This window comes from Agrobacterium sp. 22-226-1 (assembly GCF_053522345.1).
Genome location: NZ_JBNWCP010000003.1, coordinates 101,403 through 124,058, shown reverse-complemented (window position 1 = coordinate 124,058; position 22,656 = coordinate 101,403). Strand labels below are relative to the sequence as shown.

General features: G+C 59.8%; 24 protein-coding genes. 11 read left to right on the top strand and 13 right to left on the bottom strand.

Features of this window, described 5'->3' with window-relative positions; genetic code table 11:
- Nucleotides 1-13 precede the first annotated feature (13 nt).
- Genes ACQZ5K_RS06340 through ACQZ5K_RS06325 form a run of 4 tightly spaced genes read left to right on the top strand, consistent with a single transcriptional unit; the run spans nt 14 to nt 2,865 of the window.
- Nucleotides 14-484, top strand: a complete 471-nt coding sequence (locus ACQZ5K_RS06340; RefSeq protein WP_003521410.1) for a RidA family protein — start codon at nt 14-16, stop codon at nt 482-484.
- A complete protein-coding gene (locus ACQZ5K_RS06335; protein ID WP_448739906.1) occupies nt 481-1,221 on the top strand; it encodes a glycerophosphodiester phosphodiesterase in 741 nt (246 codons plus the stop codon). Before ACQZ5K_RS06340 ends, ACQZ5K_RS06335 begins: the two co-directional genes overlap by 4 nt.
- The gene (locus tag ACQZ5K_RS06330; RefSeq protein WP_448739905.1) at nt 1,218-2,411 is read left to right on the top strand and encodes a GNAT family N-acetyltransferase; all 1,194 of its coding nucleotides are present in this window, start codon (nt 1,218-1,220) and stop codon (nt 2,409-2,411) included. The genes ACQZ5K_RS06335 and ACQZ5K_RS06330 overlap by 4 nt, the downstream gene beginning before the upstream one ends.
- 22 nt (nt 2,412-2,433) lie before the next feature.
- Entirely contained in the window at nt 2,434-2,865 is a 432-nt protein-coding gene (locus ACQZ5K_RS06325) for an HIT family protein (RefSeq protein ID WP_003521413.1), read from the top strand.
- A 180-nt stretch (nt 2,866-3,045) separates the two neighbouring features.
- On the opposite strand, the gene ACQZ5K_RS06320 is transcribed toward ACQZ5K_RS06325, so the two are convergent.
- Nucleotides 3,046-3,897, bottom strand: a complete 852-nt coding sequence (locus ACQZ5K_RS06320; protein ID WP_448739904.1) for an urea carboxylase-associated family protein — start codon at nt 3,895-3,897, stop codon at nt 3,046-3,048.
- Nucleotides 3,898-4,007: 110 nt separating this feature from the next.
- On the opposite strand from ACQZ5K_RS06320, the gene ACQZ5K_RS06315 reads away from it, so the two are divergent.
- On the top strand, nt 4,008-4,871 hold the full coding sequence (locus ACQZ5K_RS06315; RefSeq protein ID WP_448739903.1) for a LysR family transcriptional regulator: 864 nt from the start codon (nt 4,008-4,010) through the stop codon (nt 4,869-4,871).
- A 17-nt stretch (nt 4,872-4,888) separates the two neighbouring features.
- Here ACQZ5K_RS06315 and ACQZ5K_RS06310 read toward each other — a convergent pair whose 3' ends face one another.
- The 6 genes from ACQZ5K_RS06310 to ACQZ5K_RS06285 all read right to left on the bottom strand — a co-directional run bounded on the left by ACQZ5K_RS06310 (nt 4,889) and on the right by ACQZ5K_RS06285 (nt 12,360).
- Nucleotides 4,889-5,233, bottom strand: coding sequence for an AzlD domain-containing protein (locus tag ACQZ5K_RS06310; RefSeq protein ID WP_164865316.1), 345 nt, complete (start codon nt 5,231-5,233; stop codon nt 4,889-4,891).
- The gene (locus ACQZ5K_RS06305) at nt 5,230-5,988 is read right to left on the bottom strand and encodes an AzlC family ABC transporter permease (protein ID WP_003521418.1); all 759 of its coding nucleotides are present in this window, start codon (nt 5,986-5,988) and stop codon (nt 5,230-5,232) included. Before ACQZ5K_RS06305 ends, ACQZ5K_RS06310 begins: the two co-directional genes overlap by 4 nt.
- Before the next feature lie 170 nt (nt 5,989-6,158).
- The gene (clpA, locus tag ACQZ5K_RS06300) at nt 6,159-8,672 is read right to left on the bottom strand and encodes an ATP-dependent Clp protease ATP-binding subunit ClpA (RefSeq protein ID WP_448736966.1); all 2,514 of its coding nucleotides are present in this window, start codon (nt 8,670-8,672) and stop codon (nt 6,159-6,161) included.
- 10 nt (nt 8,673-8,682) lie between these two features.
- Nucleotides 8,683-9,039: an ATP-dependent Clp protease adapter ClpS gene (clpS, locus tag ACQZ5K_RS06295; RefSeq protein WP_003521420.1), complete on the bottom strand. Its 357-nt coding sequence runs from the start codon at nt 9,037-9,039 to the stop codon at nt 8,683-8,685.
- A 282-nt stretch (nt 9,040-9,321) separates the two neighbouring features.
- Complete coding sequence (cckA, locus tag ACQZ5K_RS06290; protein ID WP_448739902.1) at nt 9,322-11,907, bottom strand: cell cycle histidine kinase CckA; 2,586 nt, start codon at nt 11,905-11,907, stop codon at nt 9,322-9,324.
- A gap of 174 nt (nt 11,908-12,081) precedes the next feature.
- Nucleotides 12,082-12,360, bottom strand: coding sequence for a hypothetical protein (locus tag ACQZ5K_RS06285; RefSeq protein WP_448739901.1), 279 nt, complete (start codon nt 12,358-12,360; stop codon nt 12,082-12,084).
- A gap of 235 nt (nt 12,361-12,595) precedes the next feature.
- On the opposite strand from ACQZ5K_RS06285, the gene ACQZ5K_RS06280 reads away from it, so the two are divergent.
- Nucleotides 12,596-13,846 carry a flagellar biosynthetic protein FliO gene (locus ACQZ5K_RS06280; protein WP_448739900.1) on the top strand — a complete coding sequence of 417 codons (1,251 nt, stop codon included), beginning with the start codon at nt 12,596-12,598 and terminating at the stop codon, nt 13,844-13,846.
- A gap of 109 nt (nt 13,847-13,955) precedes the next feature.
- Here the strand turns inward: ACQZ5K_RS06280 and dksA are convergent, their stop codons facing one another.
- Nucleotides 13,956-14,375 carry an RNA polymerase-binding protein DksA gene (gene dksA, locus ACQZ5K_RS06275; RefSeq protein ID WP_003496274.1) on the bottom strand — a complete coding sequence of 140 codons (420 nt, stop codon included), beginning with the start codon at nt 14,373-14,375 and terminating at the stop codon, nt 13,956-13,958.
- A 302-nt stretch (nt 14,376-14,677) separates the two neighbouring features.
- On the opposite strand from dksA, the gene ACQZ5K_RS06270 reads away from it, so the two are divergent.
- The 4 genes from ACQZ5K_RS06270 (at nt 14,678) to ACQZ5K_RS06255 (ending at nt 18,528) form a co-directional block, all read left to right on the top strand.
- On the top strand, nt 14,678-15,154 hold the full coding sequence (locus ACQZ5K_RS06270; protein ID WP_059753198.1) for a SixA phosphatase family protein: 477 nt from the start codon (nt 14,678-14,680) through the stop codon (nt 15,152-15,154).
- Nucleotides 15,155-15,283: 129 nt separating this feature from the next.
- Nucleotides 15,284-16,762, top strand: coding sequence for a YcjX family protein (locus ACQZ5K_RS06265; RefSeq protein WP_448739899.1), 1,479 nt, complete (start codon nt 15,284-15,286; stop codon nt 16,760-16,762).
- Nucleotides 16,759-17,838, top strand: a complete 1,080-nt coding sequence (locus ACQZ5K_RS06260; protein ID WP_448739898.1) for a TIGR01620 family protein — start codon at nt 16,759-16,761, stop codon at nt 17,836-17,838. Before ACQZ5K_RS06265 ends, ACQZ5K_RS06260 begins: the two co-directional genes overlap by 4 nt.
- A 129-nt stretch (nt 17,839-17,967) precedes the next feature.
- A complete protein-coding gene (locus tag ACQZ5K_RS06255; RefSeq protein ID WP_003521427.1) occupies nt 17,968-18,528 on the top strand; it encodes a hypothetical protein in 561 nt (186 codons plus the stop codon).
- 14 nt (nt 18,529-18,542) lie between these two features.
- Here ACQZ5K_RS06255 and folK read toward each other — a convergent pair whose 3' ends face one another.
- From folK to folP, 3 genes are all read right to left on the bottom strand, one after another.
- The gene (folK, locus tag ACQZ5K_RS06250) at nt 18,543-19,079 is read right to left on the bottom strand and encodes a 2-amino-4-hydroxy-6-hydroxymethyldihydropteridine diphosphokinase (RefSeq protein ID WP_448739897.1); all 537 of its coding nucleotides are present in this window, start codon (nt 19,077-19,079) and stop codon (nt 18,543-18,545) included.
- Nucleotides 19,063-19,428, bottom strand: a complete 366-nt coding sequence (folB, locus tag ACQZ5K_RS06245; RefSeq protein WP_003502532.1) for a dihydroneopterin aldolase — start codon at nt 19,426-19,428, stop codon at nt 19,063-19,065. The genes folK and folB overlap by 17 nt, the downstream gene beginning before the upstream one ends.
- Nucleotides 19,429-19,506: 78 nt before the next feature.
- Nucleotides 19,507-20,292: a dihydropteroate synthase gene (folP, locus tag ACQZ5K_RS06240; RefSeq protein WP_448739896.1), complete on the bottom strand. Its 786-nt coding sequence runs from the start codon at nt 20,290-20,292 to the stop codon at nt 19,507-19,509.
- 179 nt (nt 20,293-20,471) lie between these two features.
- Here folP and ACQZ5K_RS06235 point away from each other — a divergent pair, with 179 nt between their 5' ends.
- Nucleotides 20,472-21,098: a DUF922 domain-containing Zn-dependent protease gene (locus tag ACQZ5K_RS06235; protein ID WP_003521431.1), complete on the top strand. Its 627-nt coding sequence runs from the start codon at nt 20,472-20,474 to the stop codon at nt 21,096-21,098.
- Between the two features lie 308 nt (nt 21,099-21,406).
- Here ACQZ5K_RS06235 and ACQZ5K_RS06230 read toward each other — a convergent pair whose 3' ends face one another.
- Together ACQZ5K_RS06230 and ACQZ5K_RS06225 are read right to left on the bottom strand one after the other, a co-directional pair.
- Nucleotides 21,407-21,727: a 2Fe-2S iron-sulfur cluster-binding protein gene (locus ACQZ5K_RS06230; protein WP_003502527.1), complete on the bottom strand. Its 321-nt coding sequence runs from the start codon at nt 21,725-21,727 to the stop codon at nt 21,407-21,409.
- A 130-nt stretch (nt 21,728-21,857) separates the two neighbouring features.
- Nucleotides 21,858-22,226, bottom strand: a complete 369-nt coding sequence (locus ACQZ5K_RS06225; protein WP_448739895.1) for an Hpt domain-containing protein — start codon at nt 22,224-22,226, stop codon at nt 21,858-21,860.
- Nucleotides 22,227-22,656: the final 430 nt, after the last annotated feature.

Genomic DNA, 22,656 nt, shown 5'->3' with positions numbered 1-22,656 from the left:
ACCGGAGACGAAAATGTCGGACGTCATCGAAGGCCGCCTCAAGGAACTTGGCTTTACGCTCCCCGTAGCTGCAGCACCAGCCGCAAACTACGTTCCATTCACCATCAGCGGCAATCTGCTTTATGTATCGGGTCAACTGCCGATGGAATCGGGCAAGATTGCGGTGACGGGCCTCGTTGGCCGCGATGTCGACGTGCCAGGCGCCCAGCGCGCGGCGGAACTTTGCGCCGTCAACATTCTCGCACAGGTCAAGGCCGCTTTGAATGGCGATCTCTCGAAAATCCGCCGTGTCATCAAGCTGAATGGCTTTGTTGCGTCGGTTCCAGAGTTCGTGGAACAGCACCTCGTCATCAACGGTGCTTCCAATCTCATTGCCAATGTTCTCGGTGAGCCCGGCAAACATGCCCGCGCTGCCGTCGGCATGGCCTGCCTGCCCTTCAATGCCGCCGTCGAAATAGACGCCATAGTGGAAATCGACGTATGACGCTGAAACTCTCCTGGCTGACGGCTCAGCCCGTCGCCCATCGCGGTTATCATGATCTCAATAAAGCGGTCTGGGAAAACACGCTTTCCGCCTTTTCCCGCGCCATCGAAGCCGGTTTCGCCATCGAATGCGACGTGCAGCTGGCGGCCGACAGTGTGCCGATGATTTTTCACGACGACGACATGGCCCGCCTGACCGGCATCAAGGGCGATGTGCGCGAACGCACATCGGCCGAGCTGTCGCTTCTTGCCGTTGGCCAGACCGGGGACCGGGTCCCTACCCTCAAACAGCTTCTCACGCTCTGCGCCGGCAAGGTGCCGCTGGTCATCGAGCTGAAAGGCCGCGCCGGTGAAGGCGTCGACGACGGTTTTGCCGAGGCGGTGCTGGAAGACCTCGAGGGCTATAAGGGCCATGTGGCGCTGATGAGCTTCGACCACCATCTGCTGAAGGATCTGAAGGCGGCCGGCTCGCCCTGGCCGCTGGGTCTGACGGCCGAAGGCGACAAGCCGGAAGACTTCTTCAAACATGACGAAGCGATGCAGCTCGGGCTCGATTTTATCTCCTATCATTGGGGTCATCTGCCCAACAGCTTCATCGAGGCGCAAAGAAAACTTGGCCTTCCGGTGATTACCTGGACAGTCAGGGATGAAAATGCGCGCGAGACTACCTATAAATATGCGGACCAGATGACATTCGAAGGTTTCGACCCGAGAGAGAACCCATCCGCCACGGCATGACAGAAGACTATTCCATCAGCATTGCGCAATCCTTCAGGGATATCGATCCGGAAAGCTGGAAACGGCTTTCCGGAACCTCGCGCAATACGTCAGGAAAAACCTACAACCCCTTTATTTCCCATGAATTTTTATCATCAATGGAAGAATCGGGGTCGGCGACAGCCAAAACCGGGTGGCTCGGGCACCATCTGCTTCTCGAAAACGCCTCCGGTGCTCTCATCGGCGCGGTGCCGGCCTATCTGAAGAACCACAGCAAGGGCGAATATGTCTTCGACCACGGCTGGGCGGATGCTTTCGAACGGGCCGGCGGTCATTATTATCCGAAACTGCAATGCTCGGTCCCTTTCACGCCGGCAACCGGACCACGGTTACTCGTCTGCGAAAACGAGGACGAGACACGTTTCAAAGCGCTCCTGGCCTCCGGTCTTGCGCAGGTGACAGCAAAGATCGGCGTCTCCTCGGCACATGTCACATTTCTGGAAGAGAACGATCTCTCCGCCCTTCTGCCCCGCGATTTCCTGCACAGGACCGACCAGCAGTTCCACTTCATCAATGACGGTTATCGCGACCACGGTGATTTTCTCGACGCCCTTTCCTCGCGCAAGCGCAAGGTCCTGAAAAAGGAACGGCGCGCGGCGCTGGAAAACGGCATCGAGATCGACTGGCTGACCGGAAGCGACCTGACCGAGGATATCTGGGACCAGTTTTTCGCCTTCTATATGGATACCGGCGGCCGCAAATGGGGCCGGCCCTATCTGACGCGTGAATTTTATTCGCTGATCGGCGAGCGTATGGCCGATGATGTGCTGCTGGTGATGGCGAAACGCGAGGGGCGCTATATTGCCGGAGCGATCAATTTCATCGGCTCGGATGCGCTTTATGGCCGCCACTGGGGCTGCATCGAGGATCATCCCTTTCTGCATTTCGAGGTCTGTTACCATCAGGCGATCGATTTCGCGCTTTCCAGGGGACTGAAACGGGTGGAAGCCGGCGCTCAGGGCGAACACAAGCTGGCGCGTGGTTACATGCCCGTCACCACCCACTCGGCGCATTTCATTGTCCATCCGGGCCTGCGCCGCGCCATTGCCGACTATCTTCAGCGCGAGCGCGAGGAAGTCGAGCATATCGGCGATTATCTTGATGAACACACGCCCTTCCGCAAGGGCGAGAGACAGGAACCGGACGTATAGTCCGCCATGAGGAGAGATCACGATGACGGCCAGCGCCTATGACGACAACAATATCTTCGCAAAAATCCTGCGCGGCGAGATTCCGAGCCACAAGCTTTATGAAGACGAGCATACGCTTGCTTTCATGGATGTGATGCCGCAGGCCCCCGGCCATCTGCTCGTGGTTCCAAAGACCGGCTCCCGCAACCTGCTCGATGCCGACCCGGAAGTGCTGGCGAGGACCATTCCCGTCGTGCAGAAACTCGCCGTGGCGGCCAAGGAAGCCTTCGATGCCGATGGCGTATTCATCGCGCAGTTCAACGAACCGGCGGCTGGCCAGACCGTTTTCCACCTGCATTTCCACGTCATTCCGCGCAAGGAAGGTGAGCCGCTGAAGCCGCATTCCGGCGTGATGGCCGATGGCGACGTATTGAAGGCCCATGCGGAGAAGATAAAGGCTGCGCTTGCTTCGTGATGGTTGCCTAGCAGGTGAGTATCCTGCAAAGCCGCAGCACATCTCCGCGCCGTCACCCCGGACTTGGTCCGGGGTCCAGTACGATCAAGTCCTTGATCGTGAAAGCCTCGTTCTCACGGCGCAGACGCGCCGTGGCTGGATGTTGGATTTAATCCGGCATGGCGACAGTGGTGTTTTTTCTCACTCCACAGGCCGATAGGCATTCCGTTCCGGCCAAGGCCAGCCTTCAAGCACCGCCATATCCGGCCGGAATATTTCCACCTTCAGCGGATAACACGCCGCCGTATCGCTCGAATGCGTGGCGCTGCAATCGCCGCCCGGGCAGGCGGAAAGCGCGCCGACAAGATCGATCTCGGCAAAAAGCTCCAGATAATCACCCGGCCGCACCGGGCTCGCTTTCATGAAATATTGGTGTGTGTCGCGGGTGAAACCCGTGCACATAAAGACGTTGAGGACGTCATGCACATGCGGCTCCGCCTGCCGGAATGACAGGCCCTTGGCGGAGGCCAGCGCATTGGTCAGATTGGAATGGCAGCAATGGTGGTAGTCGCCGCCGCTCAACAATTTGTTGGTATAGGGATCGCAGCGTGTGCCGATCACGTCATGCACACCGCCGCCGTCTTCGTCGAAGCCATACCATGATAGCGTATCATGCGTGATCGTCGCCATCGGCCGCAGGGACGGCAGGTTGCTCCACAGTCGGTTGCCGACCGAAACATGGGTGGCGTGCAGGGCGCGGGTCTTGCCGCTAAAAAACCGCTCGGTCAGATCATGGGCGTTCCAGAGGTTCAGGTCTCCGACCTGCGGACCTTCAACGCTTACGATGCGAAAGAAATGCCCCTTCGGCACATGAAAGGTGCGGCCGTCACGCGGCGGCACGATGACCTCATCGATCTTTTCCATGCTTCGTTTGGCTTCTTCCAGACGCGCGAGGTCTGGCATTTCAAGCGTCCCGTTCGGATAAACGACAACAGGACGGATGGCGCGGCGTTCAGCGGCGTCGACGGGTTCGGCGGCGGGCATGGCGGTCATGAAATCCTCGGGCAATCAAAATCTCGAGGCGAAATTGCGCCATGCTTGCTCGCCTGACAAGACGGGTTTTTCTTGCGCTCAGGCCAAGTCTTACTTACCCTTGAGACACCATGAAATTACCGCCGCTCACCACCCTCCGCGCATTCGAAGCCGCAGCCAGAAGAACGAGTTTTTCTCTGGCTGCGCAGGAACTCGGCATGACGGCAACTGCCGTCAGCCAGCATGTGCGCAATCTGGAGGCCTGGCTTGGCGTTGCCCTGTTCGAGCGGCATGCGAGGGGTGTGAGGCTTACCCCGGCCGGAAAGGAATTCGGCACGACGGTTTCGACTGCCTTACGGCAGATTGCCTCAGGTGCCGCCCGGATTCGTCAGGGCCATGACCGCATGGCCGTCCGCCTTGCCAGCCTGCCCTCTGTCGTGGCGCATTTTCTGACGCCGCGCCTGCCCCGCTTTCGGGCGCTTTACCCTGATATACAGGTATCCATCAGCTATTCCGGCGCGCATCACGCAATACCGGCCGATCTCACAATAGGACATGGCATCGCCTCCGGGGAAAATGCGGTCGCGCTTTTCAGCGCGGAGACGCGGCCGACATGCGCGCCGGTCTATGTCGCTAAATTCGGTCCTTTCGACAATGTTGACAGCCTGTTACGAGCGGAATTGCTGCATGACGACACCGAGGCGGCCTGGCAGAACTGGTTTGCAGCCGGGGGAATATCCCTGCCCGATAACGCCGGTCCGGTTTTCGCGGATTTCAATTTGCTCGTAACCGCTCTCAAAGCCAGTCAAGGCATCGGCCTCTGCCCGACGGCGCTTTTTCACGACGAGATCGCCGCTGGTCAACTGACCGTGCTCTTCGACCGGGCGGCCGATACGGAGAAATATTACTGGCTGACGGAAGCCGAAGAGATGACCGCACCGGCTAGACTTCTTGCGGATTGGCTTGTTGCGGAAGCCCGAGAGAACGGTCTCTGAGGTCGAATATACCAGTCTCAGAAACCGAGCGCGAACAAACCACCCGCCAGAAGCAGGATCGGCACCGCCACACCGACGATGACCCGCTGACCTGCCATCAGAAAAGCGATGAAACCGAGTGCGGCAGCGCCGATTCGCAGCCACAGGGGGGATGCTTCCAGCGTTCCGGTTGGAAAGACGATCAGCTTGGCGGTGACGGCCATGACGAGTGCAGTGGCGACTGCCCTTACCCAGTGCAGCGCTTCGGAATCCTCCTTCAGGCGGTTACCGGCGAGAACGCCGAGCCAGCGCCAGAGATCGGTCGCCAGCCAGCCGGCAATCGCTATGAAGAGATAGGGCGCCCACCAGTTTTCGGTCATCATGGTTCGCTCTCCGGTGAAACGGGTTTTATCCGGCGGCGGAACACGAGGCGGTCAATCACATATGCTAGAGTGCCCCCGCCGATCCCGGCATAGAGAATGTCGAATTCGGGGGCGATGACCGCGAAGGCAGGCCCGGCGATGACGCCGATGACGAAGGCGACCTTGACGACGGAATGGCGGGCCGAAGCCCAGATCGATGCCACGAAATAGACCGGCGTCAGAAAAAACAGCACGCCGGCGACGAGTGGCGGAAAGGCGGCGACGACGCCGTAACACAGGCCGACGATGATGGCATTGACCACGGTGAGCGTCATGCCGAAACCGGCGAACCAGGCGGCGCGTGCTTCGCGCGGTACCCTGGAAAGATTCTGTGTGGCAAAGACCCAGGCCGTGATTGCAACGAAATGCGAGAGAAACAGCAAAATCCATGTCGGCGTCTTCGCGCCGCGCATTTCCGGAACGATGGAGGCGACCATCGGCATCATCCGGACCGAGGACAGCGTCACCGCCAGAAAGCAGGCGGCAAGATTGGCGCCGCCGACCATCGAGCCGATCAGGATCATCTTGGCCGGCAGGGCCCAGATCATCAGCGTCATGAACACGGCTTCACCGCGCGCGACACCGGATTCCAGCGCGAAAGCGCTGAAACCGACGAAAGATGTCATCAGAATGAGCGAGGGCAGCGAAAATATGCCCCGCATTCCCCGGAAAAACCAGCCGCTCAGGGGGATGGTATCGCTGTCGGCAGTCTGCATTGCTGACCCACTTGTGCATGTCACCCGAAACTGTGCCGCAGCTTCGGGGTAACGTCATGCATAAAACAAAAAATGAAACGCGCCGGAGGTATCAGGGAAAACGCGACACGCTTCATACATGAAAATGCCGGGCTTTCGCCCGGCATCGGTTTATCGGTCGAAGACCTTGATCATTTCTTCTTCGGCACTTTCGGCACCGCATTGGTCTTGCGCCGTGGCTTGCTGTCCTCGTCCGACTTGTCGGCCTCGGCAACAAGGACATCCGCCTCTTCATTGGCCTTCGCCGCCTTGGAAGCGGGTTTCGTCTTGGCCTTTGCCTTGCCGGGCGATTTGGCCGCCTTCAGTTCGGCCTCCGGCTGCGGCTTCACGGGCGCTGTCTCCGGCAGGACCTCGAGCATGAGACCATCGGAGCCGTCATCCTTCTTGCCGACGGTGACGCTGACGACGCCGCCCTTCTTGAGCTTGCCGAAGAGGATTTCGTTGGCGAGCGGCTTCTTGATGTTTTCCTGGATCACGCGCGACAGCGGGCGGGCGCCCATCTTCTCGTCGTAACCCTTCTCCGCCAGCCAGGAGATCGCATCTTCATGCAGATCGAAGGTGACGTTGCGTTCGGAGAGCTGGGTTTCCAGCTGCATGACGAACTTCTGCACGACCTTGTGGATGACAGCGGTCGGCAGCGGCGAGAACGGAATGATCGCATCCAGACGGTTGCGGAATTCCGGGGTGAACAGACGGTTGATCGCCTCTTCATCCTCGCCCGTGCGCCGCGAAGAACCGAAACCGATGGCGGATTTCGCCATTTCGGATGCGCCCGCATTGGTCGTCATGATGAGGATGACGTTGCGGAAGTCGATTTTCTTGCCATTATGGTCAGTCAGCGAGCCGTGGTCCATCACCTGCAACAGGATGTTGTAGATGTCAGGATGCGCCTTTTCGATTTCGTCCAGCAGCACCACGGAATGCGGATGCTGATCGACGCCGTCGGTCAGGAGACCGCCCTGGTCGAAGCCGACATAGCCGGGAGGTGCACCAAGCAGGCGCGACACGGTATGACGTTCCATGTATTCCGACATGTCGAAGCGCAGCATCTCCACGCCGAGCGAGGCGGCAAGCTGCTTGGCCACTTCCGTCTTGCCCACGCCCGTCGGGCCGGAGAAGACATAGGAGCCGATCGGCTTGTTCGGTTCACGCAGGCCGGCGCGTGCCAGCTTGATGGCCGTGGCAAGCGCTTCGATGGCGATATCCTGACCGTAAACGACGGAACGCAGTTCCTTTTCAAGGTTGGCGAGAACCATCTCGTCATCCTTGGAGACCGTCTTCGGCGGAATGCGGGCCATGGTCGCGATGGTGGCCTCGATTTCCCGCTCGGTGATCAGCTTGCGGCGCTTGGAGGCCGGCAGCAGCATCTGCGCCGCACCGGTCTCGTCGATCACATCGATCGCCTTATCCGGCAGCTTGCGGTCGGAAATGTAGCGGGCCGACAGCTCCACGGCAGCCTTGATCGCCTCATTGGAATATCTGAGGTGATGATAATCCTCGAAATAAGGCTTCAGGCCCTTCATGATCGCGATGGCGTCATCGATGGACGGCTCGTTGACGTCGATCTTCTGGAAACGGCGGACGAGCGCGCGATCCTTTTCGAAGAATTGCCGATATTCCTTATAGGTCGTTGAGCCGATGCAGCGGATCGCACCCGAAGACAGGGCAGGCTTCAAGAGGTTCGATGCATCCATCGCGCCGCCGGAGGTCGCGCCCGCACCGATGACGGTGTGGATTTCATCGATGAACAGAACCGCGCCCGGATATTCCTCAAGCTCCTTGACGACCTGCTTCAGCCGCTCTTCGAAATCGCCGCGATAGCGGGTTCCCGCCAGCAGCGTGCCCATGTCGAGCGAGAAGATGGTGTCATTGGCGAGCGCTTCCGGCACCTTGCCTTCGACGATGCGCTTGGCGAGACCTTCAGCAATCGCCGTCTTACCCACGCCCGGATCGCCCACATAAAGCGGGTTGTTCTTGGAGCGGCGGCAGAGGATCTGGATCGTGCGGTTGACCTCGTCGTGGCGGCCGATCAGCGGATCGATCTTGCCGTTTTTCGCCTTTTCATTGAGGTTGATGCAATAGGCCTTCAGCGCATCCTGCTGCTTCTTGGCGGAGGATCCGTCTTCCTCGGGATTGCTGCGGCTCGCCTTGTTTTCGCTTTCCGGTTCATCGGCACCGCGCGGCGTGCGCGTCTGCGACGTGCCCGGGCGCTTACCGATGCCGTGGGAGATGTAGTTGACCGCGTCGTAACGGGTCATCTCCTGCTCCTGCAGGAAATAGGCAGCGTGGCTTTCGCGCTCGGCGAAAATGGCCACAAGCACGTTCGCGCCGGTCACTTCCTCGCGGCCGGACGATTGAACATGGATGACGGCGCGCTGGATGACCCGCTGGAAGCCGGATGTGGGTTTGGAATCCTCGTCGTAACCCGTGACGAGGTTCGTCAGTTCATTGTCGACGTAATCGCTGACAGTCTTGCGAAGCGCATCGAGATCGACATTGCAGGCGCCCATCACGGCTGCGGCATCCGCGTCGTCGATCAGCGCCAGAAGGAGATGTTCCAGCGTCGCATATTCGTGGTGACGCTCATTTGCAAAGGTCAGTGCCTGGTGCAGCGCCTTCTCGAGACTTGGGGAAAAAGTTGGCACGTTGCGATCCTCATTTCTTTTCCATGACGCATTGCAGCGGATGCTGGTGCTGTCGGGCGAAATCCATGACCTGGCTTACTTTCGTCTCTGCGACCTCATATGTAAACACCCCGCATTCGCCCACGCCGTGCTGGTGCACGTGCAGCATGATGCGAGTTGCCGCTTCGCGATCCTTCTGGAAAAAACGCTCCAGAATGTGGATGACGAATTCCATGGGAGTGTAGTCGTCATTCAGTAAAAGAACACGGTACAAATTCGGTCTTTTTGTTTTTGGCTTGACGCGGGTGATAACAGACGTTCCGCGGTTGGTGCCGCCGCCGTCTTCCCCTTCGCCCTCGCCCTGCATGTAGATCGGCCTAGCGATCATCTTTCATCATTCTCCAAACCGTTCTCAAACCGACAGTTCTTTGCCAGGAGGGAGAACTTCGCCTCTTCATATCTAGGTCGTTAAGACGCGATTTTAAGCCCCTTGCGAAACGGTGCAATCACTATTGCGTTTGCGAAGAGGCAAACCTCGGGAAAAGTGCGGATATGGGGGCAACCGGGGCGCAGGAAGACAGGGACCCGCAGTAGCGGCGCATTTTTCAGGCCGGATGCAATGGATGCGACAGGTCGCGGCGCAGCCGAATCCGGTTCGCCGCCGCCGGCCTTATTCCTTGTCGTCGAGCATTTCGCGAACGGCGATGGCGAGCTGCTTCAGCGAGAAGGGTTTGGGCAGGAAACCGAACTTGGCATCCGCCGGCAGGTTCTTTGCGAAAGCATCCTCGGCATAACCCGAAACGAAGATGAATTTCAGGTCCGGATAGGACTTTCGCAGTTCTCTCAGCAGCGACGGACCGTCCATTTCCGGCATCACGACGTCGGAAACGACGATGTCGACCTTGCCTTCCAGTTCCTCCATCACCTCCAGGGCTTCGGTGCCGGAGCCGGCCTCGTGCACGGTGTAGCCTCGGGTTTCCAGCATGCGCTTACCGCCGCGCCGCACCGCTTCCTCGTCCTCCACCAGAAGCACGACGGCGGATTTGCCGGTCAGGTCCAGCGGCTCTTCCTTCACCGGCTCGGCTGCGATGACCGGAGCAAGCGCCGCCTCGCCGGGCTGCCCGTTGCTCTGAGGGGCCTCCACCACATGGCGCGGCAGGTAGATGCGGAAGGCGGTTCCCTTGCCCACTTCCGATTCGGGATAGATATAACCGCCCGACTGTTTGACGATGCCATAGACCATCGACAGGCCAAGGCCGGTGCCCTTGCCGACTTCCTTGGTGGTGAAGAAGGGCTCGAAAATCTTGTCCATGATCTCCGGCGGAATACCCGTGCCGTTATCGGCAACTTCCACCATCACCATGTCCTCGGCCGGGAATTCCGGACGGCCAAGCGCTGCGATTTCCTTCGCGTCGACATTGCGCGTCCTGATGGTGATCTTGCCGCCGTCGGGCATGGCGTCGCGTGCATTGACGCAGAGATTGATGAGCACCTGCTCGAATTGCGACAGATCCGTCTTCACCGGCCACAGATCGCGGCCATAATCGACCTCCAGCTTGACATTGGTGCCGGAAATAAGCCTGTCCACCAGCATGCGCAGATCGCCGATCACATCCGTCAGGTTGAGGATGGCCGGACGCATGGTCTGCTTGCGCGAGAACGCCAGAAGCTGGCGCACCAGCACCGCCGCGCGGTTGGCGTTGCGCTTGATCTCCATGAGATCGGCGAAGCTCGGATCGGCAGGCCGCGCCTGTAGCAGAAGATGGTCCGACGACAGCAGGATGGCGGTCAACACGTTGTTGAAATCGTGGGCGATGCCGCCTGCAAGCGTACCAACGGCATTCATCTTCTGCGTCTGCGCCATCTGGGTCTCGAGCGCCTTCTGCTCGGTCACCTCTATGGCATAGACGATAGCCACCTCTTCCGGGGCTTCATCATCCTGATCGATGACGGCATTGACGTAGAAACGGAAATGCCGGCCCTCGTCGCTCGGGTGGCGGGAATCGAAAGGCGCGATATCGCCCTGACGGTCCTTAGCCTCGGCCAGCGCCTGCTCGAGCCGCGGCTTCTCATTGTCATGGATCACGGTTTCAAGCGGCACGCCGCGATCGATATCGTCGCGTCCGACGACGCCGGAGAACAATTTCAGGAAGGGCGCGTTGATCCGCAGGATGCGGCCTTCGCCATCAAGCGAGGCAATCGCCATCGGCGTGTTGTTGAAAAAGCGGGTGAAACGCATGGCGGAAGAGGATTCCGTATCCTCCTGCCCCTTTGGGCGCATCAGGACGATGGTGCGGCTCTCGCCGGGCGCGCCATCTTTCGAAGTGACCTGATGCACGAGGCGGGCCGGCATGCTCTGGCCGTTCACCCGTCGCATGTCGAGATCGAGGATTTCAGTGCGCTTTGCCGTGCCCTGCGGATGCACCGATTCGATCAGCGCCATGCCCTCGCCGGCGACGATATCGGAAACGGTCATAGAACCGGGTGAGAACTGCGCCAGATCGATGCCGAGCCATTCGGACAGGGTAGCGTTCAGATAAACGATCTCGCCCTTGCGCCCGGCTGAAAAGAAACCGGCCGGGGCGTGATCGAGGTAATCGATGGCATTCTGCAATTCGCGGAAGAAGCGCTCCTGATCCTCGCGCTCCGGCGTGATGTCGGCGATCTGGAAGACGTGCAGCCCCTCGCCGCCCGCATCTTTCAGCACCCGGCCCTTCAGCCTGTACCAGTGCGGGCCTGCATTGGAATCCTCACCCAGCGGCTTCAGCAGCCGGAACTCTTCGTAACCGTCGCGGCCTTCGCGCAACACGTTGATGAGCCGGTAAAGCGCTTCGGTCGATTCCCGGCTGCGCGACAGGAGCGTTTCGAGACTCTGGATATCGCTCGCCTTGGTGGTGCCGCTCATCCGGCAATAGGTGGCATTGGCATAGACCATATGCCCCTTGGCGTCGGTGATCAGCGTGCCTTCAGGGTGAGCAGAGAGAAACCGGCGGGCAAGCCCGTCGGATTGCGACTGCGGCATGACCTCGATGAAACCGATGATCGACGAGACCAGAAAGAAGATGCCCATCATGGCCAGCACGCCGAGAATGCCGAGCACGATTTCGTTTTCGAGCGAATCCTTGAAATAGACGAAGGCGGCCGCCGCCGCGATCAGCACCAGCGCCAGAAGCAGAATGCGCAGGACCGTGCCGGAACGGGCGCGCCTGTCCACCAGCGGAAGGTCGTTGTCGCTTGTCTCGCGCACCCGTGTCATCTTGGCCTCGCAGTCGTGCAGGTCGTCATTCGGTCAGCCCCATTTCCCTGACGGAATCGGGCAGTAAAATTTCTTGTAGCAACTCGCTTGACCGGCAAAAAGCTCCGCCAGGACACAAAGGCTTAAAAACGCACAGCGAAAACGGCCTGAAAGGTGTATAAAAGCCTTAAAAGACTATGGCCTGGTACAAGTCAGCTTCTTCACCTGACATTGAATGCGCGGCGCGGAACAGACGATCTTGCCGTCAGCCACGGTACAAACCGAGCATCCGTCCGTGAAGTCGATGCAGGAAGGACGGTCGCGCACGAATTCCGCCATGGTCGCCGCGTTATCCGGCACCTTGTCTTCGGCCCACGCGAGTGAATGTGGAAGCGCGAAAAACGGTGGCAACAGCAAAACAACACGCATCACATGCCGTGCGAGGAAGCCGTCAATGCGCAATGACTGGGACATTCCGGAACGCTCCTTCGGCAAAAGAATTGCAACTTTCACCGTCTTTCAGCATTGAAGGACGAGATATGGCGCTTTGGTGGCGTCGTTACGGTTGAGGCGGCAATCCTGTGGGGCGAAAGGAATAAACCTTGTATCGCGCCCAAAAAAATCGTCTTTTCCTGCTTGACGTTCACTTTATAAGAACCACGGCAATATTAATTGCCCAAGAAACGAAAAAGCCAAAAAATCTGAAGGGATGATCTCCATGATGGAAGATTTTATCGGCGCTTATGGAAACCGTCTCATCGTCGCGGTCGTCGGTGTGGGTGTGGCCCTGCTTGTTCTGGCGATTGCGCTGTGGCTTCTGCGCAGGCGCAGCGGTTCTGCCCCTTTCATCCGGGGCGGGCGCAACCGGCAGCCGCGCCTGCAGGTCCTCGATGCGACGGCCGTGGACGCACGCCGCCGTCTGGTGCTGGTGCGCCGTGACAATGTCGAGCATCTCGTCATGATCGGCGGCCCGACGGATATCGTCATCGAAAGCGGTATAGGCGCGATCCCCATTGTCAGGGACGTGCAGGAGCCGGAATTGAAGGCGCTGCCGCGCCAGGAAAGCGAGCAGAAGAGAGCCGAGCCGGCGATCCAGCAGGAACGTCGCCCCGCCCTGCCGCAACAGCAGCCCGTTGCAGCTGCGGCTCCCGTTTCCGTGCCTGAAGAACCCGTGAAGCAAGCACAGCGGCCGGAGCCGCCGGCACCTGTGCCGTCCCCGCGTCCAGCACCCGTTGCGACAGCCGCCGCTCAGGTTCCGCCACGCCCATCGACCCCGCCGCAACCCGTACCCACGCCTGTAACGGCGCGCGAAACCGCGCCGCCGACAAGACAGGCGGCACCCGAGCGGGAGACAGCACGCCCCACGCCGCCGCCAATACCGGTTGCAACGGCTCCGGTCGCTGCCGTCTTGCCGATGGCGGCTGCGTCGCTCGACATGGCTGCGGCCCGAACGGAACCCAGGCGTGCCGAGCCCGTTGTGCCGGCTCCGGCACCGGTCGCACCGCCGATCGCTGCACAGACGCCCGTCGAGGCAAAGGCGGAAGAACGGACTGCGGAATTCGCCCCGCCGATCTTTGCCGCGCGCGAACCGGTGATCGACCAGTCCATCGCCGCCGATTTTCTCGACGCCGCACGGGAGCGCGTCCTTCCCGACCTGAAGCCGGGACAGACAACGCCGCCCGCACCTTTCCCGCCCAAGCCCGAAAATCCGGCTGTGGCTTCGAACGACGCCGAGCCGAAATTTTCCGATGAGCTCGCCAGCGATTTCGAAAGCTTCCTTGAGGCGGAGATCGCCAAGAGCAAGGAGGCGGATAACGAACCGTCCATCGCCCCTGTCGCGGAAAAGCAGATCAAGCCGCAGCCAGCTTCCCCGCCTGTCACCGGCGCTTCACCGGATGGAGACATGCAGAAGGAAATGGCGCGTATCTTCGGAGAGCTTTCCGTGACCCGCGACCGCTGACGGGCGCGGGTCTTCCGACCAGAAATTCGAAATTGAAAAAGGGCACGGAAGCGATTTCCGTGCCCTCATTATTTGTCATGCGATTTGCCTGCCTCTCGGCCGCAGCGCCTTATTCGTCGCGATAGACTTTTTCGCGACGCTCGTGACGCTCCTGCGCCTCGATGGAAAGCGTTGCAATCGGGCGGGCGTCCAGACGCTTGAGGCCGATAGGCTCGCCCGTTTCCTCACAGTAACCGTAAGTGCCGTCTTCGATCCGCTGAAGAGCCGCATCGATCTTGGAAATCAGCTTGCGCTGACGGTCGCGGGCGCGAAGTTCGATCGCCCGGTCCGTTTCGGAAGAAGCCCGATCGGCGAGATCGGGGTGGTTGGCGCTTTCTTCGGCGAGATGTCCGAGGGTCTCGCGCGCTTCTCTCAGGATGTCATTTTTCCAGGCGACCAGCTTCGCGCGGAAGTAAGCCCGCTGGCTGGCATTCATGAACTCATCGTCTTCCGAGAGCACATATTTGCTAAGATCGATCTTCTCACTCAACGCGATTCTCCTCGAAGAACATCTCAATGCGGCGGTGTATACTCCAATGATAGTGGCCGATTCAAGTCTGCAGATCAGTTTTCAGGCATTTTTAAAACTGACACAAAAATCATCTAAATGACTAATTTTTATCCTTTATTCGTATTGAAGCGAACTCTTCTTCAATCACTTCAACGCGACTTACCAACAGGAAAGAGGACTTGCGGTCCTGCAACCCTATCCTGTAGCATTCAACCCGTGCCCTGACATTCGAACGCCGGTCCCCGCCCTTGACAGCATCTTCCCCGAGCCGAGTTTATCTTCTGCGCCACGCCAAGGCCGCCTGGGCGGCGCCGGGAGAACGGGATTTCGACCGGGGATTGAACGAAGCGGGTTTCGCCGAGGCGGAGGTCATCGCCGACCTTGCCGCCGACCGGCATTACCGCCCCGATCTGCTTCTGTCATCCACGGCTGCGCGTTGCCGGCAGACCACGCAGGCCTGGCAGCGTGCCTTCAACGAAGGCATAGACATCTTCTACGTCGATGAGATGTATAATGCGCGCAGCGAAACCTACCTCTCCCTCATCGCCGCGCAGGCGCAGGCGCAATCGGTAATGCTGGTGGGCCACAACCCCACCATGGAGGCGACGCTGGAAGCGATGATCGGCGAAGATTTGCTGCATGCCGCCCTGCCCTCGGGTTTTCCCACCTCTGGTCTTGCCGTACTCGACCATGATGACAGCGCCGCAAACGGTAAAAATAGCTGGCGGCTGGTCGATTTTCTCGCGCCGGGCAAATAATCGCTACGGCCCTTCGTAAGAATTTTGCAAAGCCGCCCTGCTGAAAATCCGCTGGAGCGCTTCTTTTTTGGGCAGCCATACCTTCCTATATTGCAGCCGTGACCGTTAAACACAGCCAGGAAACTGCCATTGCCGCCTTCTCTTACGTCCCTGACAGACAGCGCGCTTATCGCATTCGATAATCTGGCCGACCGTGCGAGCAACCTCACCCACCCGACATTGCGGCTTGGCGTCACCGGCCTTTCGCGGGCGGGCAAGACGGTTTTCATCTCTTCCCTCGTCCACAATCTTCTGAATGGCGGCCGGCTGCCGCTGTTCGAGGCCATGCGCTCCGGGCGAGTCTCGAATGTGCGGCTGGAGCCGCAGCCGGATGACGCCATTCCCCGTTTTCAATATGAGGATCATATTCAGGCGCTGGTGCGCGACCGGCTGTGGCCGGATTCGACACGGGCGATCTCGGAACTCAGGATAACACTGGATTATCAGAGCGCCAGCGGATGGGGCCGATGGTTTTCGGCCGGCAAGCTTTCCATCGATATTGTCGATTATCCCGGCGAATGGCTGCTCGACCTACCGCTTCTGTCGCAGGACTATAAACAATTCAGCGACGCGACCGTCGCCCTTGCCGGAAGCGGCATCCGCGCCGAACTGGCGCAGGAATGGCTGGCGATCGCCTCTTCGCTCGATATCAACGCACCGGCCGACGAAATGACGGCCCGCCGTCTGGCCGAAAGTTTCGCGGCCTATCTGAAGGCCTGCAAATCCGACGAAAGATCACTCTCGACCCTGCCGCCCGGCCGTTTCCTGATGCCCGGCGATCTGGAAGGATCGCCCGCGCTCACCTTCGCACCGCTTCCCGGCCTGACGGATGAGAAAGCGCCCAAGGGCTCGCTGCGCGCCATGATGGAACGGCGCTATGACGCCTACAAGTCGATTGTGGTCAAACCCTTCTTCCGCGAGCATTTCGCCCGCCTCGACCGGCAGATCGTTCTGATCGACACGTTGCAGGCGGTCAATCGCGGCCCGGAAGCCGTGCAGGATCTGGAGCGGGCGCTGGGCGACGTGCTTGCCTGTTTCCGCCCCGGCACCAACAGCCTGCTGTCGTCGCTGATCGGCCGGCGCATAGACAAGGTGCTGATCGCCGCCACCAAGGCCGATCATCTGCATCACGAAAGCCACGACCGGCTGGAGCGCCTGACCCGCCGTCTGGTGGACCGCGCCATCACTACCATCGGCATGAATGGCGCCGGCATAGAGGTCATGGCGCTCGCTTCCGTGCGCGCTACCAGAGAGGCAAGCGTGCGACAGGATGGCCACGAGCTGCCCGTTATCGTCGGCACGCCCATGGCCGGTGAAACCATCAATGGCGAGACCTTCGACGGCAATCGCAAGACCGCGATCTTTCCCGGCGATCTACCTGAAGATCCCGAGCCGCTTTTCCGCAGCATCGACAGGGATGGCGACAAGGCGTCGCTGCCGGACCTCAATGTCGTGCGCTTCCGCCCGCCGAATATCGATGAGCCGGGCAGCGGCGGCATCAGGCTTTCCGTTCCCCATATCAGGCTCGACCGCGCCATGCAGTTCCTGTTCGGAGACAAGCTCGCATGAAGCTTCCCACACAAAACGATCCGCAGGCGCGCCGTCCGGCCGCTTTCACGCTCGAAACCGAAGAGACGGCGCGACCGTCCGCCGCACAGAAACGCGCGCCGCGCAGCTTCGACGCCGAGATTTCGCTGACGCCCGACGAGGACGATCCGTTTCTGGCGCCTGAGGAGATCGATGCCGCCGCCTTGCCGGTGACGTCTCCGAAGAAAAGCCGCTTCTCCTTCGGCAAGCTTGCGCTCGGCGCGCTTGGCGTCTTGTTCTCGCTCGCCTTCGGGCTCTGGGCGGATCAGCTCATCCGCAACCTGTTCTCCCGTTCCGACTGGCTGGGTTACACGGCCACTACCGCTCTTATTGTGGCGCTTTTCGCCGTTCTCGTTCTCGTCGGCCGGGAAGTCTTCGGCATCATGCGGCTTAACGCCGTGCAATCCTTGAAGGCCGATGCCGAGACGGCGAGCCTCGACAAGAGCCCGAAACCCGCACGCGCCATCGTCACCCGCCTGAATGCCGTTCTCTCCCACCGGGCCGAAACGGCCAAGGGGCGTGCGGCGCTGAAGGAAACGGAAAACGATGTGATCGACGGCCCGCATCTGATCGAGCTTGCCGAACGCGAGTTGCTCGTTCCGCTCGACAGGCAGGCCCGCGCCCTCATTCTCAATTCGTCCAAGCGCGTCTCCGTCGTCACCGCCGTCAGCCCGCGCGCGGTGGTCGATCTCGCTTATGTGCTGTTTGAAGTGACGCGTCTGGTGCGCGCCATGGCGGAGCTTTATGGCGGCCGTCCCGGTACGCTCGGCATGCTGAAGCTCCTGCGCGATGTCGTCGCCCATCTTGCCGTCACGGGCTCGATCGCCGTTGGCGACGGGCTCGCCCAGCAGGTTCTTGGCCACGGTCTTGCCTCGAAACTCTCGGCGCGACTCGGCGAAGGCGTCATCAACGGCCTGATGACGGCGCGAATCGGCATTGCCGCGATGGATCTGTGCCGTCCGCTGCCGTTCAGGGCGGTGAAGCGGCCGGGGATCGGCGATTTCATGTCCGACCTCACACCCGATTTAAGCGGTGGAAAAACCGGTGAAAAAGCCTGATTGCTCGGGCTTGAGCGGTTCAAAAGGTTACGAACGACGCCGCAAATGAGAGCGAAATAAACCAAGCATTAACCATTCCGCCGGTAGATTGCAGCCTATCGAACAGGCATCTTCGCCGGGGAAAGTATCATGTATTCGCGCTTCTTTTCGCTTGTGGGCGGGCTTGCCGCCATATTGTCCGTCAGCGGCGGTTTTGGCATGTCTGACGTCCATGCGGCATCGCGCGATCGCGACGACGTGTTCTTCCGCTCCGTGGCCGGTGTCTGGAAAGGCCCGGGCGAAATCGTCGCCGGCAAATACAAGGGCACGAAGTTCACCTGCGATCTGACGGGCGAGCCGCTCGATGACAAGCAGACCGGCATCAAGCTCGGCGGCACCTGCCGCGTCGGCGTCTTCAGCCAACCCATGTCGGCCGTCATCAGCCAGAAGGGCAACTCTTACGAGGGCAAATTCCTCGACGGCGCCGAAGGCAAGGGACTGGACATCACCTCCGGACAGGTCAGCGGCGACAAGGTCGTCGTCGGCATCAACCGCGCCAAGCTCAACGGTGCGATGGTCGCCCGCGTCTCGAACGACAATTCGATGAACATCACCATTTCGGTCAAGGTCGCCGACCAGATGATCCCGGTCATCGGTGTGACGCTGGCGCGCGATATCGACCAGCTGGCCGTCGGTTCGATCAAGCCGTAACGATTACAATCTTTTCAGCCATCACCAAGCGGGAGTGTCCACCACTCCCGTTTTTCGTTTGCGCTGACAATGCCCGTCTTGTCCGTCTGCTGAAGCCATTGCCGCACGGGCTTGCCTTTTACTTCAAGGTCAGGCGCGATATCGGCGAGCGGCATCAGCACGAAAGCGCGCTCCGTCATGCGCGGATGCGGTACTTCAATGGTTTCCGTTACGAGAGAATCATTCCCATAGGTGAGCACATCGATATCGATGGTGCGTGGGCCCCAACGCTCCGTGCGCACCCGCTTCATGCTCTTTTCGATCTCGAGGCATGTTTGCAGCAGCGCGGGCGCTGAAAGCGAGGTTTCGACCAAGGCGCAGCAATTGAAGAAATCCGCCTGATCCGTCCTGCCCCAGGGCGGCGTGCGGTAAAGGCCGGACACGACCAGCAGTCGGCAATCGTCACGCGCATCGAGTTCGCGCAGAGCCCTTGCCATGGCTGCGGCGGGATCGCCGATATTGCCGCCGAGCCCCAATGCGGCGACGGTCAATTTTTCAGGCACGGTGTTCAACGCTCACCTGCGCATAATCGAGAATACCAGGAACCGGCGCCGAGGGTTTGCGTACCGTGATCCTGAGCCAGACGATCTGCGGATAACGGGCGCGAAGCGCCTTGGCGATGTCGTTCGCCAGCGCCTCGATGAGATAACGGCGCTGGCCGACGACGATTTTTTCGATGACGGCGAAAGCTACGCCATAATCGACGGTGTTTTCGATATCGTCGGTTTCCAGCGCATCACCCGCCTCAACTTCCATCTCGGCATCGACGAAAAAGCGCTGGCCCAGCACCTCCTCCTGCTCGAGAAGGCCATGACGGGCGAAAAAGGAACAGTTTTTCAGAATGATGGTATAGCGGCTCATCGCGTCGCCTCCATGGCAGGACTGTTTCGCCAGAAAGCCGCGCCACCTTCAGGACACGGCATTCGGGCACTCGTTGATCTACGCATCGGCCTTTGCCGACGTTTTGGCAAGAACCGCATCGGCGATTGCCAGCGCATCGCGGGTTGCGGCAACGTTATGCACGCGAAAAATCGAAGCGCCGGCAAGCCGCAGGATCGCGGTGGTCGCAGCCGTTCCGATATCCCGTTCATGGGCCGCATCCCGGCCCGTCAGCGACCCGATGAAACGCTTGCGCGACGTACCGGCCAGAACCGGCAGGTCGAAAGCGGCAAGTTCGCCGAAACGCGCCATCAGCGCGACATTTTCGCTCTCGTCCTTTGCGAAACCGAAACCGGGATCGAGCACGACGGCGTCACGGGCAATACCCGCATCCTCGGCGATCTCAAGCGAACGATTGAGAAATTCGAACTGGTCGGCGATGACATCGGCAAGCTTCTGCCGGTCGCGGCCGGTATGCATGATGCACACGCCGGCGCGGGTGGCGGCGACCACACCGGCCATCTCCGCGTCTTTCTGCAGGCCGCAGACATCATTGACGATATGGGCGCCCGCCCCGACCGCCAGCCGCGCTGTCGAGGCGCGATAGGTATCGACGGAAATCAGCACATCCGTCTCGCGGCGCAATTTTTCGATGACGGGAAGCACCCGGTCCTGTTCCTCGGCTTCCGTTACTGCGACCGCACCCGGCCGGGTGGATTCGCCGCCGATATCGATGATGTCAGCGCCCTCCTCCACACAGGTCAGCGCATGGGAAAAAGCCGCATCGACGGCGAGATAACGGCCGCCATCGGAAAAGGAATCGGGCGTAGCATTGACGATGGCCATAATACGGCCACGCCCATCAAGTTTCAGGGAGCGGCCATGGGCCGCTTGCCACGCGTTGCTGCCGGCTGTTATCACGTAACACGCGCCTTTCGGGAATAACGGAGTGTTATGCCAATTCTTATAAGTTCCGCTCCGCCTATGCAGCAAACCTTTTTCAAGTTCAACCGGAAGGCCGGGTCATGACCAAATCATCGCGTGCTCTTTGCGCCGCTTTAGCGGCCGCAGTGGCACTTTCCCTACCCGGATCGGCTTTTTCCGAAACCATCGTCCGCAAGACCTATTCCTATTTTTCGATCAGCGGCAAAACCGCCGCCGACCTCGACCAGCAGCTTTCCAGGCACGGCCCGCTGACACGCAATACCGGCGCGCGCCATCCCGGCGCTACCGAAATCAAATTCGGCGGCGAACTCACCTATGTCGAGAAAAACGGCCTTTGCAGTGTCGGAACGGCCAAAGTGGTGCTGAATACCCGAATTCTCCTGCCGCAATGGAAAAATCGCCGCCGCACCACGGCGGAACTGGCCTTCATCTGGGATACGCTGCTTGCCGATATCAAGCGCCACGAGGAGCGCCACGCGGAAATCGCCCGCACCCACGCCCGCTCGCTTGAAAGACAGCTGACGTCGCTTCGCCCGCAGAAAAGCTGCGAGACGCTGCAGGAAATGGTCGGCAAGATCACCCAGACGGTGATGGATGAGCATGACAAGGACCAGATGCGCTTCGACGTCGTGGAATCGAAAAATTTCGACGCCCGCATGACCCGACTTTTGAAAAACCGGCTCGAGCAGGGCCAGAATCGCCGCTGACGGCCGTTAGCCATATCTTCCAGAATCCCGGGGAAAATCACGGACATGACGTAACGTCATGTCCTATATCACCCGTGAATTCTCGCCGTGGTGCCGCCGGCAAGACTCATTGTAGCTTGTTCATACGGTTTGAAATGGTTGCGGCCCACGGCGGGTCCGACGGTTGCAACCGTCTCCGGTTCTCCCGGTGCGCACTTGAGGGCTCGCAGGTGTTTCCTCCCTCGCCTGCATGCTGCGTACCCGCCTCGCCCCGCTCCCCGCTACCAGGTGAGCGGGGCTTTTTCTGCGTTTAGCAATGACGAAAGATTTCAGCCCTGACGTTCGGGAACATGAACGACGAGACCATCGAGCTCGTCGTTCATCTTGATCTGACAGGAAAGGCGCGAGGTGGGGCGCACGTCGAAAGCGAAGTCCAGCATGTCCTCTTCCATCGGCTCCGGTCCGCCGACACGCTCCGCCCAGGCGTCGTCGACATAGACATGACAGGTCGCACAGGCACAGGCGCCGCCGCATTCCGCATCGATGCCGGGAATGGAGTTGCGCACCGCATTCTCCATGACGGTGGAGCCATTGCTCACGTCGAGTTCATGGGGCGTGCCGTCAAAGGCAACGATGGTCAGTTTTGTCATGCCGGAAATCCAAAATGTGATCTAAGAACTGTTCTAAACACATAGAAAGGCCGGTCCGCCTTGGCAACCCGCTTCAAGGGCGCGCAGACGCAACCGGCCTTGCAAAATGACAAATTTGATGTGTTACGCCTCAGCGGCAGAGCTTGAGGATGAAATTTTCGGCCTCGACAATGGTCGCCGCGAGTTTTGCGATCGCCGCGCTGTCATTGCCCTTATCCTCCACCACGGCTGCGGCCGCAGAAACGGCCGAGGCGCCGACGGCCTGCGCAGACCCCTTCAAACGATGGGCCGTCGCTATGACCGCCTTGTCGTCGGCGCCCGCCATTTCATGCAGGGCGGCGCGGGCGTTGCGGCTGAAGAGTTGCAGCACGTCGATCTCCAGATCCTTGTCGCCCATCGTCTGCCGGGCGAGATGATCGAAATCGATCGGTTTTTTACCGGCGGCGGGCGCACCGCCGCAATTGTCGGGAGCTTCGAAAGCAATACTGACCGCTGCCATGGCTGAAATTCCTGTCTCGCCGTTTCCTGTTTCGTGTCACATCTGTGTCGTATTCACGCATCCGGGCCGCTGCTATCGGCTTAAATTACGGCGTGACGCGGGCGAAAATCTTCTGCTATGGTTAATTTATGTTAAACTTATGCGAAACAAGGCGTTCAGCGTGAAACTCAGGTTTAAAAACTGTTAAAAAGCCGACACTTCGCCACCGCCGCAAATCCGCATTAATTGTTTCGAACACCTAAATGTGTCACTACGGTACTGCCGTTCCCACGAGGCTTAAGCTCAAGCTTTGTTATTGCGGCACAGTGATGTAATTTCGCCCGAAAGCTGGACCACCAGCAATTCGGGATTTGGTAAATGGCGGAATTGTTCTCTCTTCAAGGGATAATGTTCCGCTGGCATGATGGCGGCAGTCCACTTGCGGAACGCA

Bases quoted from the DNA above. Each gene is read 5' to 3' on its own strand.
- ACQZ5K_RS06325 (WP_003521413.1), top strand. From the start codon at position 2,434: ATGACGGCCAGCGCCTATGACGACAACAATATCTTCGCAAAAATCCTG.
- ACQZ5K_RS06335 (WP_448739906.1), top strand. From the start codon at position 481: ATGACGCTGAAACTCTCCTGGCTGACGGCTCAGCCCGTCGCCCATCGC.
- clpS (WP_003521420.1), bottom strand. From the start codon at position 9,039: ATGATCGCTAGGCCGATCTACATGCAGGGCGAGGGCGAAGGGGAAGAC.
- cckA (WP_448739902.1), bottom strand. From the start codon at position 11,907: ATGACACGGGTGCGCGAGACAAGCGACAACGACCTTCCGCTGGTGGAC.
- ACQZ5K_RS06315 (WP_448739903.1), top strand. From the start codon at position 4,008: ATGAAATTACCGCCGCTCACCACCCTCCGCGCATTCGAAGCCGCAGCC.
- folP (WP_448739896.1), bottom strand. From the start codon at position 20,292: ATGGCCATCGTCAATGCTACGCCCGATTCCTTTTCCGATGGCGGCCGT.
- ACQZ5K_RS06340 (WP_003521410.1), top strand. From the start codon at position 14: ATGTCGGACGTCATCGAAGGCCGCCTCAAGGAACTTGGCTTTACGCTC.
- ACQZ5K_RS06235 (WP_003521431.1), top strand. From the start codon at position 20,472: ATGACCAAATCATCGCGTGCTCTTTGCGCCGCTTTAGCGGCCGCAGTG.
- ACQZ5K_RS06225 (WP_448739895.1), bottom strand. From the start codon at position 22,226: ATGGCAGCGGTCAGTATTGCTTTCGAAGCTCCCGACAATTGCGGCGGT.
- ACQZ5K_RS06320 (WP_448739904.1), bottom strand. From the start codon at position 3,897: ATGACCGCCATGCCCGCCGCCGAACCCGTCGACGCCGCTGAACGCCGC.
- ACQZ5K_RS06230 (WP_003502527.1), bottom strand. From the start codon at position 21,727: ATGACAAAACTGACCATCGTTGCCTTTGACGGCACGCCCCATGAACTC.
- ACQZ5K_RS06280 (WP_448739900.1), top strand. From the start codon at position 12,596: ATGATCTCCATGATGGAAGATTTTATCGGCGCTTATGGAAACCGTCTC.
- ACQZ5K_RS06305 (WP_003521418.1), bottom strand. From the start codon at position 5,988: ATGCAGACTGCCGACAGCGATACCATCCCCCTGAGCGGCTGGTTTTTC.
- folB (WP_003502532.1), bottom strand. From the start codon at position 19,428: ATGAGCCGCTATACCATCATTCTGAAAAACTGTTCCTTTTTCGCCCGT.
- ACQZ5K_RS06285 (WP_448739901.1), bottom strand. From the start codon at position 12,360: ATGTCCCAGTCATTGCGCATTGACGGCTTCCTCGCACGGCATGTGATG.
- ACQZ5K_RS06310 (WP_164865316.1), bottom strand. From the start codon at position 5,233: ATGATGACCGAAAACTGGTGGGCGCCCTATCTCTTCATAGCGATTGCC.
- ACQZ5K_RS06260 (WP_448739898.1), top strand. From the start codon at position 16,759: ATGAAGCTTCCCACACAAAACGATCCGCAGGCGCGCCGTCCGGCCGCT.
- ACQZ5K_RS06255 (WP_003521427.1), top strand. From the start codon at position 17,968: ATGTATTCGCGCTTCTTTTCGCTTGTGGGCGGGCTTGCCGCCATATTG.
- ACQZ5K_RS06330 (WP_448739905.1), top strand. From the start codon at position 1,218: ATGACAGAAGACTATTCCATCAGCATTGCGCAATCCTTCAGGGATATC.